The sequence below is a fragment of the Niallia circulans genome (assembly GCF_003726095.1).
Taxonomy (GTDB): domain Bacteria; phylum Bacillota; class Bacilli; order Bacillales; family Cytobacillaceae; genus Niallia; species Niallia circulans_A.
Genome location: NZ_CP026031.1, coordinates 5,128,758 through 5,145,103 on the forward strand (window position 1 = coordinate 5,128,758; position 16,346 = coordinate 5,145,103).

The window sequence follows — 16,346 nt, forward strand, 5'->3', positions numbered from 1 at the left end:
TATTACTTGGCTATATTTATGTTTGGCAATAGTATTTGAGGTTGCTGGTACAACAAGTATGAAATTATCTGAAGGCTTAACAAAGTTATTACCAAGTATTTTATTAATATTCTTCTATCTGAACAGTTTAGTATTTTTAACGTTGGCATTAAAGACGATCGAAATCTCTGTGGCTTATGCAATCTGGTCAGGAATAGGAATCCTAATTATTTCAATTATTGGAGTATATTATTTTAATGAGAGTTTAAGTCTTGTGAAAATTACTGCGATTTTTCTTATTATAATCGGCGTTGTAACTCTTAACTTTACTGTCGATCATAGTGAAGCATCTGATCACAAGTCTCAGATGAGCGAGAAGTTATACTAGTTATTCAAATTTTATGCTATTACCTGTAGGAATGAACTCTTATAATTGTTTATTGTAACTGTGACTACATTTGGTCTTATTTCAGCAGTAAAGAAATATTTAAATAAGAAAGGATTTTGTTAATGAAATATTTAAAGCCTTTTTTTCTCGTCACCGATATAGGCTTTATCATATATTGGATTATTACATATTTCAGTCTTATTCCTATAGAATGGGCCTTTAAGGATTATGATAATCCCATTATTATTGCTTGGAACTGGTCGTTTTTTCCTTTAGATATTTTCATCTCAGCAACAGGGCTCTATAGCTTATACTTATATAAGAAAACAAGTGCAAAATGGAAGCCGTATGCCTTAATTTCATTAGTGCTGACCTTTTGTTCGGGTTTGCAGGCTATTGCATTTTGGGGATTTAGTTTAGAGTTTGATATAAGCTGGTGGGCAGTAAATTTGTATTTAATGATTTACCCACTGTTTTTTATTCCCTTTTTTATTAATAGTGACAAATCAACTTCTAAAGAGTTGCCTTGTAAAGTAGATACAGTGTAATTAATACCTACACCAAGGGTCTATATCACATCAAGAACGTCAACAACTACCACCGAAGACTGAAAGGTTGGATACAGCTTTTTAACGGCGTGGCGACCACGTATCTGAACAACTATCTTGGTGGTTTCAATTGTTAGAGAGCAATCATCATCAGCAAAATGAAGTCACTAAGAACGATATAATAGTAAAAGGGAATTAAATTCCAAATGCAGAAACATATGATAAACTTAGATTATTTAAGCTTATTGTATAAAGGGCTTTTCTTTTATTCAACTATGGGTCAGTTTTTATCTCATTCTTGGGGAAGTTTTGTTTCTTTATTCTATATACTTAATTATCCTAAGAAAGTGCTGGTAACATTATTAAAGGTATGTACAAAGATGAAGCGGAGGATATCTATGAAAAACTCCCTAATAACTTAAATATCTTATTACTCCGTGCAACCCTTCCTAAGTCACAAGATACGTATAGGGATATAACTTCAGGCATCTTTGCACAAAAAACAGGAGCAACTGTAAATTTAGTACCTAATGTTTCTCATATGTTACATTGGGATAATCCAGAAGTTGTCATAAAAGAGATTAGAGAAAGATGGTAGTTAGGTTATTCAACGATTGGGTGCGTTAGTTCAATAAGACAATAAAATCAAATAGAAGTTCCATTTTTATGGAACTTCCGTTTTTTCTATTAATATCAACATTAAGCTTTAACAGAGCCTTAATTATAAATCTTTGATTTAAAACACTTTTATTATTGTGCTAAAAGATGCTTTCCTGAAAGAAGGAAAGCATCTTTTTATGGTTTTGAAAGCGCGTGACTATGCAGGGATTCCAGAGCTTCTAGCGAGGTAATAAAAAACCTCTTTTCACATGTAGGATAAAGTTGGTTTCCCGACCATTTTATCTCTTTTTTTATTGTATCGATTATCATTTGAACAGTTTTTGCGCTATCTGCATTATTATATAATCCAACTCGAGATTGAGTTGGTTCTTTCCATTCTAGGCACCTAGTTTCCATCGCTTATTTTAGAGTCTTTTTATTCCAGTTTATTAATTCTGAAAGTCAGTTCACTATATAAAGACGGAGTACTCAAGAAAATGTTGAACAAATTATGCAATTGTTCGTGGTATCCATATAGAGGGGCTTGGAGGAATAAAGTTATCTTTAAGCATAGACAGTTAGGCAGAGGGCCGAAACCATTCTTTTTAAAGGGATGGATTTCCATAAACTTTTGTTAACTGTGAGGGTTGTTGTCTTTTACATGCGGCAGAAAGAAACGATCTTTAAATCAGTAGTTATACTGTTATTATTCAGCTCATTTACATGATTAATGCTTACTATTTGAAAGAAGTGCATAGTTGGCGGAACAGGAATGATGTTATGGCAACTCGATCTCACGGTATATATAGCTTTGAACTGAGCATACTTAAATTAGAAAAAATTTTATTGAAAAGGAGATTTTCAATGGAGCCAAAACATTCAGTAGGCTTATCATCAACTGAAATTGCAGGTTTGTGGGGAACTTATATATCTGATAGCTTGTCCATCTGTCTTACAAAGCATTTCTTACATCATTCGAACTACACAGATGTTAACCCTCTAATTCAACTAACTTTAGATATATCTAAAAAACATATAGAAGAAATAGAAAGCATATTTAAAAGTGAAGGTTTTCCTATTCCAGCGGGATTTTCAGATGATGATCTTGACCTCACAGCACCATCTTTGTTTTTTGATTTATTTTCAGTAAGCTACATCTATGGTATGAGTCGGATGGGTTTAATGAACTATAGTATACTGCTATCTAATGTTGCAAGAGAAGATATTAGAACTTTTTTCTCTAATTGTTTGACTTCTTCATTAGACCTTTATAATAAATCAGTTGATCTGATGCTATCTAAAGGAATATATGATAGACCAACAATGATTCCATATCCTGATTCAGTCGAGTTTGTTACTAAAGAAGGCCTACTGTCTAAATTTATTGAACCAAAACGGCCACTAAATGTACTTGAAATTTCTGAAATGTTTTTTAACATTGAAAGGAACTATTTTGGTTTAATCTTACTCACAGGTTTTATTCAAGTTGTAAAAGATAAAAAGATAAAAAATTATTTAATTAAAGGAAAAGAGTTAGCTAAAAAACAAATACGCTTTCTGAATGATGCCTTAATTAAAGATGATTTACTTGGCACTATCATGATTAATACCGAAGTTTCAACTTCTACTATATCTCCATTTTCGGAAAAGTTAATTATGAACCTTGTAACCACGCTTAATACGCAAGGGTTGACCTATATTGGGCATGCATTATCTATCACATCACGAATTGACCTGTCTACTGAATATTTGAAATTAATTCCTGAAATTTTGAAGTTTGGAAAGGATGGGGCTGATATTTTAATGGACAGGGGATGGATGGAGGAACCACCACATGCCCCAAATAGAAAAGAATTAGGGGGATATTAAAACGAGGAGCGTTGTTGATCTCAGTTCAACAACGCTTTTGTGTTAATGTAAGCTGTATCATTTTTCTTTATTGGAATAACGGGGCATTTAGTACAAAATTTTTTATGATATTATAAGAAATAAATCTGCAAATTGAGGTAAGAGATGATTAATTCTGCTGAAGAATATTTGTTAGATTAAGAATTGGTGAACATGGATGGAAACCCGAGAGTTGCTATGGGGAATTTTAGTTGGATAGCGAAATTTAGAATCGTTACGAGGCAACAAATCGAAGCATTTAGCGCGTATACATTGCGAAGAGGATCCTCTCTTAGAGATCTGCATACTGCTATTCAACTATGACGGATCATTAATATATTTTGAAAGATAAATTGTGGAGGACAGAAAAAATGAATAAAACTGAGCGGCAGCTTGCAATCACGCTTGAATTACAGCGAAGCAAAACGCTGAGGGCAGAAGACTTAGCTTCTCAATTTGAGACAAGTGTCCGTACGATATATAGGGACATTCAAGCACTAAGTGAGGCTGGGGTTCCGATTTTAGGCGCTCCTGGTCTGGGTTATTCCTTAATGGAAGGATATTTTCTGCCCCCGGTTAGTTTTACAGCAGAAGAGGCAGTATCTCTGCTCATGGGAGCTGATTTTATTGAACAAAGGTTGGATACTGATTACGGTATTTATGCTAAGACTGCTAAAAGAAAAATCGAGGCTACTTTATCGGAATCAGTCCGCAACCAATCAACACTTGTTCGGGAAACCATGCGACTGCTTCATGTAGGTGAACCATCAACTGAAGATAGGGTAAGAACTTATCTTAATCAAGTTCGTGACGCAATATTGAAACAATGCAAAATCAGTTTTGTGTATATCAAAAATATGCCAGGAACGGATGGGAAGCGGAAAAATAAGCGTAAGGTTTCTCCATATGGATTAACACTAGTCCATGGAAATTGGATATTAATCGCACACTGTGATTTGAGACAAGATATACGTCATTTTCGCTTGTCACGGATGACTGAACTTTCTGTGTTGGAGGAACGATTTCTTTTGCCAAATAATTTTGACCTAAGCAGCTATCGGCCACCTGACAATCGAGATGAAAAAATCTTAATTAGGGCAACCCCAGAAATCGCCGACAAGATTATAGAGGCAGTTAATTTTTATATTGATACCTTTGAGGAGCGGGAGAAGGAGGTTATCTTTCAATTTCGTGTTCGATATCCGGAGGAAATATTGCATTTTTTACTTGGCTTTGGCGAAGATATCGAGGTGATTGAACCGAAATCTTTGCGTCACAAGATTCGAGAAGTAGCGAGAAAAATTTTAGAACACTACTGACATACAGCTGTCAGTAGTGTTTTTTTATACTATGAATATATCAAAATGATGAGGAGTTGCTAGAAGGATGAGTAGTACAAAGGAAGTTTTGAAGTCATTTGAATTTACAGTCGAAAAATATTTGGAAGAACTAAAAAAACTCAATATGGAGAAATTAAATAGAAAGTTGAACGAGGAAGATTGGTCCATTGGACAGATGTATGTACATTTAATTCAATCAGCTTTTATTCATCTGCATAATGCCGAGCAATGTTTAGATGGCAGCGAATCGACATTGAATCCAGCGATGGAAAAAACGGAGCAGGGGAAGGCAGTGTTTAAAATAGAACAATTTCCTGCCGTTCGTATTAAGGTCCCTGCTTCGCCGAATTATACTCCGCAACCACCCGAGAGCATGGAGTACCTGGTAGATGGGCTTCATAGGGTTGTAGAACGGATGAGGAATATGGAGTCAATTTTACATCAATCGGTCGTAAGTAATAAGATGCTTCATCCGGCATTTGGTGCATTAAACGCACAGGAGTGGTTTTTGTTGATTGTAATGCATTACAGACATCATTTCTTACAACTAGATCGGCTGAAAACGAGTTTAGCAGTTGAGGAATAGGGGATTGGGGCATGGCGGATAAATGAAAAAGCTTAAGTGATGGGAACTAACAAAGCGTTATGAAACATTGTAGCATTACATTATCTTCATTATTATTAATAATTTTAGGGTATGTTTCTTCTGAACTATTCTCCAACGCAATTTGTTAAAAGGTGTGGTTGCTAGCAGATGCAAGGACTGATAGTGTAAATCTTTTCCTTTATATTTTCGATTATAAAAAAAGAATTGTAAATATTTTTATAATAAATTATTCTTTATTACATCAATATTGATTAATAATTTATCGAAAGGAATGTATTGATATATTTGACGTCAATGTGTCAATACGAAAAGATAATTATGAATAATAATCCGATTTATAATCTTGAGGATTTAATAAAAAAAGAATATTCAAATATAGCATGCATTATTGTTAAAAAAGACGGAAGTTTGGTTTATGAAAAATATTTTGATGGATATACCAAAGAGGATGTATTGCATATAGCATCTGTAACAAAGAGTATAATATCAATTCTTATTGGTATCGCAATTGATAAAGGATATATTAAAAATATAGATCAAAAAGTATTAGAATTTTTTCCGGATTATACAATTAGGCGGGGCGAAAAGACAATACAAAATATAACAATACAAAATATGTTGACAATGACTGCTCCATATAAATATAAGTCAGAGCCTTATACAAAAATTTACAAAAGTGATGACTGGGTAAAAGCTGCATTGGATTTGCTAGGGGGAAAAGGCAGTATTGGAGAGTATAAATATTCTACCGTTGGCACACATATTTTATCAGGAGTTCTTACAAATGCAACTGGTCAATCTGTGCTTGATTTCGCTTCAGAAACCTTGTTTAAGCCGCTTGGCATCACAGCTCCCATTAATACGACTATACAAAATAAAGATGATTATTTCACTTTTCTTAAGGATAAATGTGTAACTGGTTGGATAGTAGATCCTACAGGCGTAAACACCGCTGGATGGGGCCTTACCTTAACACCACGGGATATGGGGAAAATTGGGGAGTTATATTTAAAGGGGGGTGTATTGAACGGAAAACAAATCCTTTCCTCTAAATGGATAGAGGAAAGCACAAAGGAGAAAAGCCGGTGGGGAGAGTTGTCCTATGGTTACTTGTGGTGGATACTTGATGATTGTTACGCTGCTTTAGGTGATGGTGGAAATGTAATTTTCATTAACCCTAAAAAGGAAATGGTAGTCACGATTGCATCCCGCTTTATGCCACGTGCCAAGGATAGAATTGAATTGATTAGAAAGTACATTATGCCATTGTTCGAATAGAGTCAAGCATTATATTTAAACGGCTGTTTCTTATATTAAAGATCAGCTGTCAATTTGGCAGCTGATTTTATTTTGCTAGGAACAGCATACATGTAATAAGTAGTATCTTCCTTATGGTAGAAAAGGGAAGGTTAGTAGAAAAAGAAAAGCTGAAAAATAGCACGACCACTTATAATGGTTGATATTTTTAACAAGAGTTATTTATAACCATTTTGTTCTTGATTCAAAGGTTTATGTCTTTGTGCAGAATCTATTTTATGACTTAAAAGGAACGCCGGTGATAGATTCATTTTTAGAATAAACATAATGAAATGATGATTATTAATACAGCAATATGTCTCATCAATAGGTTTTACTGTATTAATCTGCTATCAACAGTTAACGAGAGTCTTATTAATGTAGAGGGCTGTCCTAATGACATGGAATCATCAATGAAGCTTTCCAAAGATGGGACAGAACTAGTTAAAACTTTTATTGAATAATTATATGAGTCAGCCAGGCGATGACATTCAATAACATTAGAATTATTTTTGCAGAACTCAACAAATTGTTCACACTTAGAAGTAATTATGAAAAATGCAACAAGGGACTCAATAATAATTCTTTAGCATACATTTGTACACAAGAATGTACTTTTTGTAAGGAATGTACATTGCATATAAATTATGTATGACCTAACTGTGGAGGAGAATTCCAAACATATAGAACATTTAGTAATTATGGGTTGTGAAACCCAACATTGTATAGATAGTGCTTTCCGGACAGCAACTATAAGTGGTTTTGATGTAACGTTAGTAGGTGATGGACACTCTACTTTGGGCAATGAATGATGTAATAAATGAAGAACAAATCATCAAGCACCATAATACAACTCTTCATGGACATTACAATGTGGAACACTTTTCAGTTATTAGAAATTCAACGGATGACCTGTTTCAACCAATTCATGATTCATTTAGGTAAAATCTAGTAATTTATCTCAACTATACAAGAACCCTGATTTTAAAAGAAAATAGGTTTTTTTGTATAATTGTTATACATTTTTTTACGTTGTAGTCATTTTTTAATGGTACAAACAAACAGGGGATTTCCTTATATAATAGGAAGTCCTTTTCTTATGGTAGTTATTCTCTTTGTGTTGCAATCAGGCTCTTACAATGGAGGATGAATTTCTCCTCGTTATGATTATTGATAAATTCATTACTATAAATTTTAAAATTTGATCAATCCATTGACTGTGTGGTAGCCACATAGTTTATGCTATTGATATCAAAGGAGGAGAGTAGGATGCAATATTTAACAAGCGGGGAATTAGCTAAATTACTTAACATAACGAAATATTTGCTTCGGCATTATGAAGAACAACAATTAATACAGCCTGCATTTATTGATGGGAATGGTTATCATATGTATGGCGAATCAGAAGTATATGCTATGTCCCATCTTTTGCTGCTAAGAGAATTAGGTTTTTCTATAAAAGAAATAAAAAGTATTTTGGATAAGGAAATGAATTATGAAGAAGCTTTATCAGATGTGCTGTTAAAAGTAGAAAACGACATTAAGCATCTTAATAGACTAAAAGAAAATGTTCAAACAGTATTAGAGCTTAAGCAAAAAGAGACATATAAGTTAAATATAGAAGATAAAGAAGAACGGTGTTTTACTTTTCTAGATGATAAATTTGTAGATGATTCATACAATATTAAGTTAAAAAAGTTAGCAAACTGGAAAGATGGCTCTATAAAGATTTTGGATGAAATCTCTTATTTAATTCTGGAGGATGGAAGTAAGGTCAAAGTAATGTATGAATCAAGCAAGCTAGAAGGAGATTATCTCTTCTCAGCAGGAACCTATTATTGTAAGCGGATATGTATAGAAAATGAGCAAGAGTTGCTTCAAGAAATCGAGCATTTTTATGATGAGCTTGCTGGGAGAGATGCCAAATATGAAGATCCATTGTTATTAACCGAAGAAGTTCAGTTATCCGCTTTCTATAAGGAAGCAATGGTATATAGCTTAGAGGTAAGGCGAAATGCATAGTACGATGGTAAATCCAAAGAAAGATATACAGGATATAGCAGTTCTATTAATGGAAGGATTCGCAGGCAAATTTAAAACCTTAAATTTACCAAATAGAGAATATGAGTATTTATTGCACTGTCTCGCAGAACATATTCTAAAAAAACATAGTGAAAACTTGCTGATAATAAAGAATGAAAACATCCAAGGCATCTTATTAATGAAACCGAAAAAATGGTACTTAGGAGAATTTTCGAACCTTTTGTTCAAAGAGCTGAGTTTTAAATCATTTGTCAAAATACTCCTTTTTTTCGGGTCACTCAGTCACGAGAAGAAAGAGAACGAAATTCATATAGACTTTATCACTGTATCTAAAGAATATAGAGGGACGGGAATTGGAACGGAACTTATTGAATTGGTTAAAAACTCAGCGGATCAAAGTCAATTTGTAACATTGTATGTTTCTAAAAATAATAATGCTGCTAGAAAACTTTATGAAAGACTTGGGTTTCGAATAGTGAAAGAAGGAACAAGCATAGCAGGAAGGCACTTACATGGAATTAACCAATGGTATTTTATGGAGTGGAAGGGAATTGATAACAATGAAAAAGAGATTTAAATTACTTATTGGCATTGCGTTGATTCTGTTGGTGATTATTGGATGTTTCCTTTATGAAAATAGTTACGATATGCTGGAGAAAGAGGTGACGATCAAAACAGAGCAAGGAACGTTAGTTGGCTATCTTGCTCTTCCCAAAACAGAGAACAAGGGAGTAGTTATATTTGTTCATGGAGATGGTGCGCAAAATGCAACACAAGATGGTGGTTACAAGCCATTAATGGAACGTTTTGCAAAACATGGTTTTGCCTCTATTTCCTGGAATAAACTTGGTGTGGGAGGATCATCTGGAGATTGGTTAAATCAATCGATGGACGATCGAGCGAGAGAAGTAGAAGAAGTAATTGAATGGGCAAAAGGGCAGAAGACTTTTAATGCAGAGAAAATTATTATTTGGGGAGCCAGCCAGGCTGGCTGGGTAATTCCTAAAGTACTGAAGAATCGAGAAGATATTACTGCTTCTATATTAGTAGCTCCGGCAATTAATTGGGATAGACAAGGGCAATATTATACTATGATGAAAATGAAACGCGAGGATAGGACAAATCAGGAAATAAGCAGTGAACTAAATAAAGACATAGAGGAGTCTGAAATGATTAAAACTGGTATCTCTTATGAGGAATATAAGCAAAAAACAGGAGATAGCAGTATGTCCAAAGAAAGATATACGTTTGTACAAAAGAATATTTCGTCAGATGCAACAGAAGATCTTAAAAACATAAACTCCCTGATATTTTTAATATTAGCTGAGAAGGATGAAAACGTAGATTCTGAAGAAACTGAGAAGATTTACAGGGGTTTATTGTCAGAAAAACAATTAAATGTGAAAACAATACCTAAAGTAGGACATTCTATGATAAATCCAGCTTTGGCTAATTCAGAACTTCTGATAAACCTAAGTGCTATTATAGCTCCAAAAGATACATTGATTAGCACAGAGTATCTTGATTACTGTGAAAGTATTGTCCACCGCATTTTAAATTTGAAATAAGCTGCAAATCATTTCAATCCTAAGAAAAGACCACTGCAGTTCAGTTCAGTTCAGTGCTACGGGGTCTCAGCCTTTCCTCTATTTCCCGTAGGAGTCGAGTGTCTTCCGCTCCATTTCACTAATCTTATAAAATGGTGTGAGAAACAAAAATAGATTTTATTTATCATTTGTCTAATTCAACAAATGATTATTCAGCTTTAAGCATAGCCTTTTTAGTTTTGTCCCAGCCCCATCAGATGCTCCGTTACTCGATCCACAAAATACTGCCAACTTTTTCAAAATATCGCCTGCTAGTGAATTACACCATTAAAGATTATACAGAACTTTCATTTTTTTGTTAAACTTAAAATATTGAATTGGAGGTTAGATGAATATGAGTATGAATGTAACGGAATTTCAGGAATGGGTAAAGGATTATTATAAAAGTAGAGGCTGGTCTGAACTAGATATATTTATTCGAATTGGCTTTCTAGCAGAAGAAACAGGCGAGGTTGCACGGGCTATAAGAGCTCTTGAAATTGGTAGAGACAGGCCAGATGAAGCAAGAGGCTCTTATGAGGAAAATAAACAAGAGTTAACGGAAGAATTAGGCGATGTACTAGGTAATTTAATTGTAATTGCTAACAAGTACAACATTCCACTAGAAGAAGTGTTTCAGTCACATAAAAAGAAACTATCAGATCGTTATTCTAATGTTTAGGAAAATAAGTGTTTTTCCTTTATAAGGAGCATTTCTTAGACTATTTCTCTTTTTAATTGGTATGCTATTAATAGGAGCGGGGGTTTAATCCAAGAAGGATTTAAGCTCTTTTGATTTTCACTTTCTTCAAGTACTTTTATCGTCTGTAGTAAATGTCGAGAACCTTTTTATAGAACAATCGGGGAGTTTATTGAAGAAGGAATTTAAACTGTTGGTATTGAACTTAGAATATAAATATATAATGGCGTGATCCATATGATATTATACGATAAACCAATTAGAGCATATTTACACACCGAATTAAGTGCTATTGAGGAACATGGCGGTGATCTCGTTTATCGGTTGGAAAAGGAATGCTACGATTTATTGACAAAGATAGTCAATGAAAAATGAAGAATAGATACATAGAAGTAACGGGCATTCATTATCTTGCTATGGGGCAGTTAAGCTAAAGATTAAGTTTTAACTTGAATTCGAGAATCAGAAAAGATTGTTAACCATGTTAATTAAGTAAGGGAGATTTGTGTTAAAATAAGTGGAATCAGTCTGGGAAATGAGAGAGAAATCTCATGATTTTTAGTGCTAACAATTATCCGAAAAACAATTCTGAATATTCGGAACTGTAGGGACGGAAAGGAAACAAACATGAAAGACATTTTTACAATTGGGGAAGTATCGCGACTATTTCAGTTAAAAAGCAGTGCACTTCGTTATTATTGCGATATTGGCTTACTAACACCAACTTATGTAGACCCTGTAACTGGATATCGATACTTTTCCACAGCGCATTTTGAACGGCTCAATACAATTAAATATTTACAGACACTTGGACTATCACTGCAAGAAATACAAACCTTTGTCGATAATCGTGATCCGGTTTACTTAGTGAACCAACTACATGCTCAACGTGAAATTACACATCAAAAAATTAAAGAATTACAAGAAATTAAACAAAAAATAGATAATCGAATACAACAAATTGAAGATGCTCTTTCACAGCAGGATATTGGAGTCGTTAAAGAACAGATCTTCCCAATACGAGAAATGGTGGTGTTACGCCAAACTATTCCAAGTGGAGCCGATTTAGAACTCTTCATTCGCAATCTTGAAAATAGCTCTAAATTACAATCGGCCGTTTTTTTAGGGAAAATTGGTATGTCAATTGCGAAGCAAAAAATAGAAAAGGGGCAATTTGATTTTTATGATGCCATCTTTTTATTATTAGAAAATGAGGCTGTAGATGAAGCGGTACAAGAGGAAATTCCGGGAGGTCTATATGTTACATTGCGCTTTCAAGGAACACACGCTGCTGCCAGTACGTATTATGAACAGCTTTTACAGTATATAAAACAAAAACACTATGAAATCATAGGCGACTCTGTTGAAGTGACACATATTGATTATGGTTTATCGAATAATACAAACAAGTTTGTCACCGAAATCCAAATTCCTGTTATAACTTCTTGACCTTCAAGTTACTTGAAGGTTTATGATTATCGCAGAGGAGGTGATAACATGATTGGTACAATTGTGAATACCATCGCCATTATAATTGGTAGTGCAGTAGGTGGCTTTTTAAAAAAGGGAATTAAAGACGAATACCAATCAGCTTTATTTACAGCAATGGGATTTGCAGCTGTCGCACTTGGTATCACCGCTGTTGTACAAAATATGTCAAATAGTGAGTATCCTGTACTATTTATCGTAAGTTTAGCTATCGGAGGATTAGTAGGAACTATTCTCGAAATCGATGCACATTTCCAAAAGCTCGTTAATCGATTTTCGCAATCTGATTTAAGTAAAGGCTTATCAACTGGGATTTTACTTTTTTGTATGGGTACCCTGTCTATTTTAGGTCCTATAGAAAGTGCGTTACACAATAATTATACTTATTTATTTACCAATGCTACCTTAGATTTGGTGACATCGATGGCGTTAGCAGTGACATATGGTTTTGGGATAGCATTTACTGCGGGAGTATTATTTGTTTGGCAAATGTTAATTTACTTATGTGCCCAATACTTAGAATCATTTTTAACGAATGCGTTAATGACGGAAATATCAATTGTTGGAGGAATTTTAATTCTAGGTTCAGGTTTATCGATTTTAGAGATTAAGGAAACTAAATCGTTAAATATGCTGCCAGCGCTGTTTATACCTGTACTTTGGTTTGTTGGATTGGTCTTATTTAAATAAAAGAGGGCTATTAAGTTAACGTGCGCGGCTATGAATCCATACAGGTAGAAAATAACCAAGTTTTTTTAAAACTGAAACTTATATAATTTATTCGGATTACCATAATTTTAAAATGGGTTTATAGTTACTATGAGTTTTATATTAAGCTATTTTTGATTAAACTTTTTAAAATAGCTACTGTAAGGATTAAGGTCTAAGTGTAGAAGATAGTGTGATTTTTTCACATAAACTTAAGTGGCGGTAGTTAAACAAGCCGTTAGCATAAGAATATAAAAAACGGAACTCCTTTAGTTGGCAAGTTCCGTTTTTGTACATATAACAACATTAAATCTTAGTAAACATCCCTTCTCGTAAAGACAAGGAAGGAGATAATAATCCCGGCAAGTCCCCAAATAGATAGTACCATCAGGGAAAACGGCAGGGACATGCCTTCTATTGGCGGTATATTCCCTTGGAGATAATCTGTTAGACGCAAGTTTACCATGAAAAAGTATTTGGCTGATTCCCATGAAGAAGCGATCGAACTAATGATAGTACCAGAAATCAAGAATGCGAGCATAGCGCCCATTCCTGCTGCTGTACTTTTAATAAGGACAGAGAACATAAAGGAAAGTGTCCCTACGACAACAGACACAAACCAGCCGAGTCCAAAAATCATGAGAATGTATTGCCATTGTGGGACTAAATGGACATTGGCAGTATTTAATTCACCAGCCTCCACGGTAAATCCAGTTAGCACTGGTGCAGTCCATCCCGTATATCCAAAGAATAATCCGGAAATAAGATAAGAAAATAGCCCGAACATAAGTAAGATAAAGGAAACTGATAGAATAAGCGTAATATATTTGCTTAAAAGGATTTTCCAACGCCTTACTGGTCTTGTCAGCAACAGCTTAATGGTCCCTAAACTTTTTTCCGAAGAAACCATATCAGCTGAAATAATCATTACCATTAACGGTAGCAGCAGCTGGATGGAATTATCGAGAAACACGCGCAAAAAGGTGGGAGCACCTGGATCTTGCGGGTTGATGTTATGGTCGAGATAATACTGACTTTGGTCGATGCGAACTTTTAACTGGGAGCGGAATTCTTCGGAAATCCCGCTTGAACCGATTCTGTTTTGCATATCGACAATTGATTGCTGCAGGGTGACGCGCCAGTCTGTATCGCCAATTCTTTTTTTGACATTTTCCATTTCACGATGCTGTGCATAGGTAAACATCATGATCATTATTCCGATGATAATCGTCACAACCAATAAGCGTTTACTTTTCACGAGCTTTAGCATTTCATTATAGATGAGTTTATTCACCGACAGAATCACCTCCTGTTAGCTCTAAGAATAGATGCTCAAGCGAAGGGATTTGCCGATTCATTTCTTTTATAGCGACATTGGCTTCCATCAATGAACGACTCCACTTAGAAACTTCTTCTTCTATATAGGGGGTAATCACCATTTCTTCCTGGACTGTGACAGATGGAGCAAGTTTATTCAAGATTTCTATTCCCTTTTCTAACGGGGTAAATCGCCAAATTAATTTTTCCTTTTGCGTCAGTAAAGTATATACTGATTCAGTATGGATGATTTTACCGTCTAAAATAATGGATACACGATCACATAAGAGCTGAATCTCACTTAATAAATGGCTGGAGACTAATACACTTAGACCTTCTTCTTTTGCCAGAAAACGAATGAACTGCCTCATTTCTCTTATCCCAGAAGGGTCTAATCCATTGGTTGGTTCATCTAGTATCAAAACTTTCGGCCTGCTTAATAATGCCTGTCCAATTCCAAGACGCTGGCGCATTCCTAGGGAATAAGTTTTTACTTTGTCATGAATACGCTCCGTTAATCCTACTAACTCTACAACTTCTGTTATTCGCTTATCATCTGCATTTGTCAGCATTCGTGCGAAGTATTTTAAGTTTTCCCATCCGGTCAAATAAGGATAAAGCTCTGGATTTTCTACAATACAGCCTAAACGCTCCATTGCTTTGGAAAAATCCTTTTTTACATCATAGCCGCAAATGGATATTTGACCAGAGGTAGGTTTGATTAATCCAACAAGCATCCGGATGGTTGTTGTTTTCCCAGCACCATTTGGTCCGAGAAAACCGAATACTTCTCCGCTTTTTAATTCAAAGCTAATGCCTTTAATAATAGCCCGCTTTCCGATTTTTTTCGTTAAATGCGAAACTGATAACGTAATGTCACTCATTGTCATTTACCTCCCAGGAAATAAGGGATGCTACCCGTTCAGCCATAAGCTGATAGCCCTTTTTATTTGGATGGAAATGGTCAGAATATAAATATTGCTGAACATTCTGCTGGAAAATATCATAGGTTGGAACAAAAATAGTTTGCTTATATTTAGCACATATTTCAGCAGTCGCATTATTCCAAGTGCGGACTACTTGGGAAGTTAAAGCACTATTGTCTAAATCATTAAAAGGATTATATAAGCCCATTAAATAGATGGGGGCGTCTTTATTAATGGATCGAATCGATGAAAGTACCGCCTGCAATTGCTCGGAATAAGCTTTCATTAATTTACTTATAGAATCTTCATTGAGTTCAGATAAAGATTCTCCCCCTTGAAAAAGATCGTTCCCGCCAATGGTTATAAAGAGAAGGTCAGCATGAGTTATTTGTCTTTGTACTTCGTCTTCTTTTACTTGTTCGGCCAATTTATCAGTCGTTAATCCTTTGATCCCATAGTTGGTAATGGTGATTTCTTCCTCTGTTTTTTCTTCTAAGGCATCAGAAAGATAACCAACATAACCCTTACCCGTATCATCACCGGTTCCACGGGTAAGGGAATCACCTAGAGCTAAAAGACGTATGCCATCTTTCTCCATTTCTTTTATTTTCTCTTCACTAGCTATTTTAGCGCTGCTTTCAGGCTGATTGTTATAGTCGATTAATACCCAGCCTAAGCCAATTAGCCAGAGTAAACAAACAATGCTTGATCCGATTAAAATCGATAATGTTATGTTTTTCCGCAAATCATAACCTCCTATCAAATGAAATTTTTCACAAAAAAGAAGAGAAATAAACCTAGGAATGGTTTTGATTTTCTATTTTCTATTTTCCTGACTAAGTATGGAGTTATTTGGAAGGTTCCAAAGTTCCCATCGAAGGAAGATTGCGTAGAAAGAGGGTGCCTAAAAAATGCTTAGCTTTTTAGGCAATA

18 protein-coding genes and 3 pseudogenes are annotated in these 16,346 nt (G+C 34.8%); 17 read left to right on the forward strand and 4 right to left on the reverse strand.

Features of this window, described 5'->3' with window-relative positions:
- The first annotated feature begins 1 nt into the window (after position 1).
- The 8 genes and pseudogenes from C2I06_RS24555 to C2I06_RS24595 all read left to right on the forward strand — a co-directional run bounded on the left by C2I06_RS24555 (position 2) and on the right by C2I06_RS24595 (position 6,627).
- The gene (locus C2I06_RS24555) at positions 2 to 367 is read left to right on the forward strand and encodes a DMT family transporter (RefSeq protein WP_123259215.1); all 366 of its coding nucleotides are present in this window, start codon (positions 2 to 4) and stop codon (positions 365 to 367) included.
- Positions 368 to 489: 122 nt separating this feature from the next.
- Positions 490 to 915 (forward strand): YvaD family protein, encoded by a 426-nt coding sequence (locus C2I06_RS24560; protein WP_047942734.1) that lies wholly within the window; start codon positions 490 to 492, stop codon positions 913 to 915.
- Between the two features lie 11 nt (positions 916 to 926).
- Positions 927 to 1,114 (forward strand): annotated as a pseudogene (locus C2I06_RS24565) (IS1595 family transposase); the annotation flags it as partial.
- A gap of 147 nt (positions 1,115 to 1,261) precedes the next feature.
- A pseudogene (locus tag C2I06_RS24570) lies at positions 1,262 to 1,513 on the forward strand (alpha/beta fold hydrolase); the annotation flags it as partial.
- Between the two features lie 866 nt (positions 1,514 to 2,379).
- Positions 2,380 to 3,384 (forward strand): DUF3231 family protein, encoded by a 1,005-nt coding sequence (locus tag C2I06_RS24580; protein WP_123259067.1) that lies wholly within the window; start codon positions 2,380 to 2,382, stop codon positions 3,382 to 3,384.
- A 389-nt stretch (positions 3,385 to 3,773) separates the two neighbouring features.
- Positions 3,774 to 4,721: a helix-turn-helix transcriptional regulator gene (locus tag C2I06_RS24585; RefSeq protein WP_095330159.1), complete on the forward strand. Its 948-nt coding sequence runs from the start codon at positions 3,774 to 3,776 to the stop codon at positions 4,719 to 4,721.
- 67 nt (positions 4,722 to 4,788) lie between these two features.
- On the forward strand, positions 4,789 to 5,328 hold the full coding sequence (locus tag C2I06_RS24590) for a DinB family protein (protein WP_095330158.1): 540 nt from the start codon (positions 4,789 to 4,791) through the stop codon (positions 5,326 to 5,328).
- 339 nt (positions 5,329 to 5,667) lie between these two features.
- The gene (locus C2I06_RS24595) at positions 5,668 to 6,627 is read left to right on the forward strand and encodes a serine hydrolase domain-containing protein (protein WP_235850268.1); all 960 of its coding nucleotides are present in this window, start codon (positions 5,668 to 5,670) and stop codon (positions 6,625 to 6,627) included.
- Positions 6,628 to 6,979: 352 nt separating this feature from the next.
- Here the strand turns inward: C2I06_RS24595 and C2I06_RS25695 are convergent, their stop codons facing one another.
- A complete protein-coding gene (locus tag C2I06_RS25695; protein WP_338134294.1) occupies positions 6,980 to 7,198 on the reverse strand; it encodes an Lrp/AsnC ligand binding domain-containing protein in 219 nt (72 codons plus the stop codon).
- Between C2I06_RS25695 and C2I06_RS25700 the strand changes: the two genes are divergently transcribed.
- The 9 genes and pseudogenes from C2I06_RS25700 (at position 7,130) to C2I06_RS24640 (ending at position 13,152) form a co-directional block, all read left to right on the forward strand.
- A complete protein-coding gene (locus tag C2I06_RS25700; protein ID WP_123259069.1) occupies positions 7,130 to 7,300 on the forward strand; it encodes a DUF1272 domain-containing protein in 171 nt (56 codons plus the stop codon). The two genes, C2I06_RS25695 and C2I06_RS25700, sit on opposite strands and share 69 nt — an antisense overlap.
- Positions 7,301 to 7,328: 28 nt before the next feature.
- A pseudogene (locus tag C2I06_RS24610) lies at positions 7,329 to 7,590 on the forward strand (isochorismatase family protein); the annotation flags it as partial.
- 324 nt (positions 7,591 to 7,914) lie between these two features.
- Positions 7,915 to 8,667, forward strand: a complete 753-nt coding sequence (locus tag C2I06_RS24615) for a MerR family transcriptional regulator (protein ID WP_164463779.1) — start codon at positions 7,915 to 7,917, stop codon at positions 8,665 to 8,667.
- A complete protein-coding gene (locus C2I06_RS24620) occupies positions 8,660 to 9,265 on the forward strand; it encodes a GNAT family N-acetyltransferase (protein WP_123259070.1) in 606 nt (201 codons plus the stop codon). Before C2I06_RS24615 ends, C2I06_RS24620 begins: the two co-directional genes overlap by 8 nt.
- Entirely contained in the window at positions 9,201 to 10,256 is a 1,056-nt protein-coding gene (locus tag C2I06_RS24625) for an alpha/beta hydrolase family protein (protein ID WP_235850266.1), read from the forward strand. The genes C2I06_RS24620 and C2I06_RS24625 overlap by 65 nt, the downstream gene beginning before the upstream one ends.
- Positions 10,257 to 10,635: 379 nt before the next feature.
- The gene (locus tag C2I06_RS24630; protein WP_095330152.1) at positions 10,636 to 10,956 is read left to right on the forward strand and encodes a MazG nucleotide pyrophosphohydrolase domain-containing protein; all 321 of its coding nucleotides are present in this window, start codon (positions 10,636 to 10,638) and stop codon (positions 10,954 to 10,956) included.
- A gap of 255 nt (positions 10,957 to 11,211) precedes the next feature.
- Positions 11,212 to 11,349: a hypothetical protein gene (locus tag C2I06_RS25275; protein ID WP_164463780.1), complete on the forward strand. Its 138-nt coding sequence runs from the start codon at positions 11,212 to 11,214 to the stop codon at positions 11,347 to 11,349.
- Positions 11,350 to 11,601: 252 nt separating this feature from the next.
- Positions 11,602 to 12,423: a MerR family transcriptional regulator gene (locus C2I06_RS24635; RefSeq protein ID WP_095330151.1), complete on the forward strand. Its 822-nt coding sequence runs from the start codon at positions 11,602 to 11,604 to the stop codon at positions 12,421 to 12,423.
- 48 nt (positions 12,424 to 12,471) lie between these two features.
- Entirely contained in the window at positions 12,472 to 13,152 is a 681-nt protein-coding gene (locus tag C2I06_RS24640; protein ID WP_095330150.1) for a DUF554 domain-containing protein, read from the forward strand.
- A gap of 331 nt (positions 13,153 to 13,483) precedes the next feature.
- On the opposite strand, the gene C2I06_RS24645 is transcribed toward C2I06_RS24640, so the two are convergent.
- From C2I06_RS24645 to C2I06_RS24655, 3 genes are read right to left on the reverse strand one after another with little or no spacing between them, the layout of a single operon-like run.
- The gene (locus C2I06_RS24645; RefSeq protein WP_095330149.1) at positions 13,484 to 14,464 is read right to left on the reverse strand and encodes an ABC transporter permease; all 981 of its coding nucleotides are present in this window, start codon (positions 14,462 to 14,464) and stop codon (positions 13,484 to 13,486) included.
- Positions 14,457 to 15,371 (reverse strand): ABC transporter ATP-binding protein, encoded by a 915-nt coding sequence (locus C2I06_RS24650; RefSeq protein ID WP_123259071.1) that lies wholly within the window; start codon positions 15,369 to 15,371, stop codon positions 14,457 to 14,459. Before C2I06_RS24650 ends, C2I06_RS24645 begins: the two co-directional genes overlap by 8 nt.
- On the reverse strand, positions 15,364 to 16,158 hold the full coding sequence (locus C2I06_RS24655; protein ID WP_095330147.1) for a GDSL-type esterase/lipase family protein: 795 nt from the start codon (positions 16,156 to 16,158) through the stop codon (positions 15,364 to 15,366). Before C2I06_RS24655 ends, C2I06_RS24650 begins: the two co-directional genes overlap by 8 nt.
- Positions 16,159 to 16,346 lie beyond the last annotated feature (188 nt).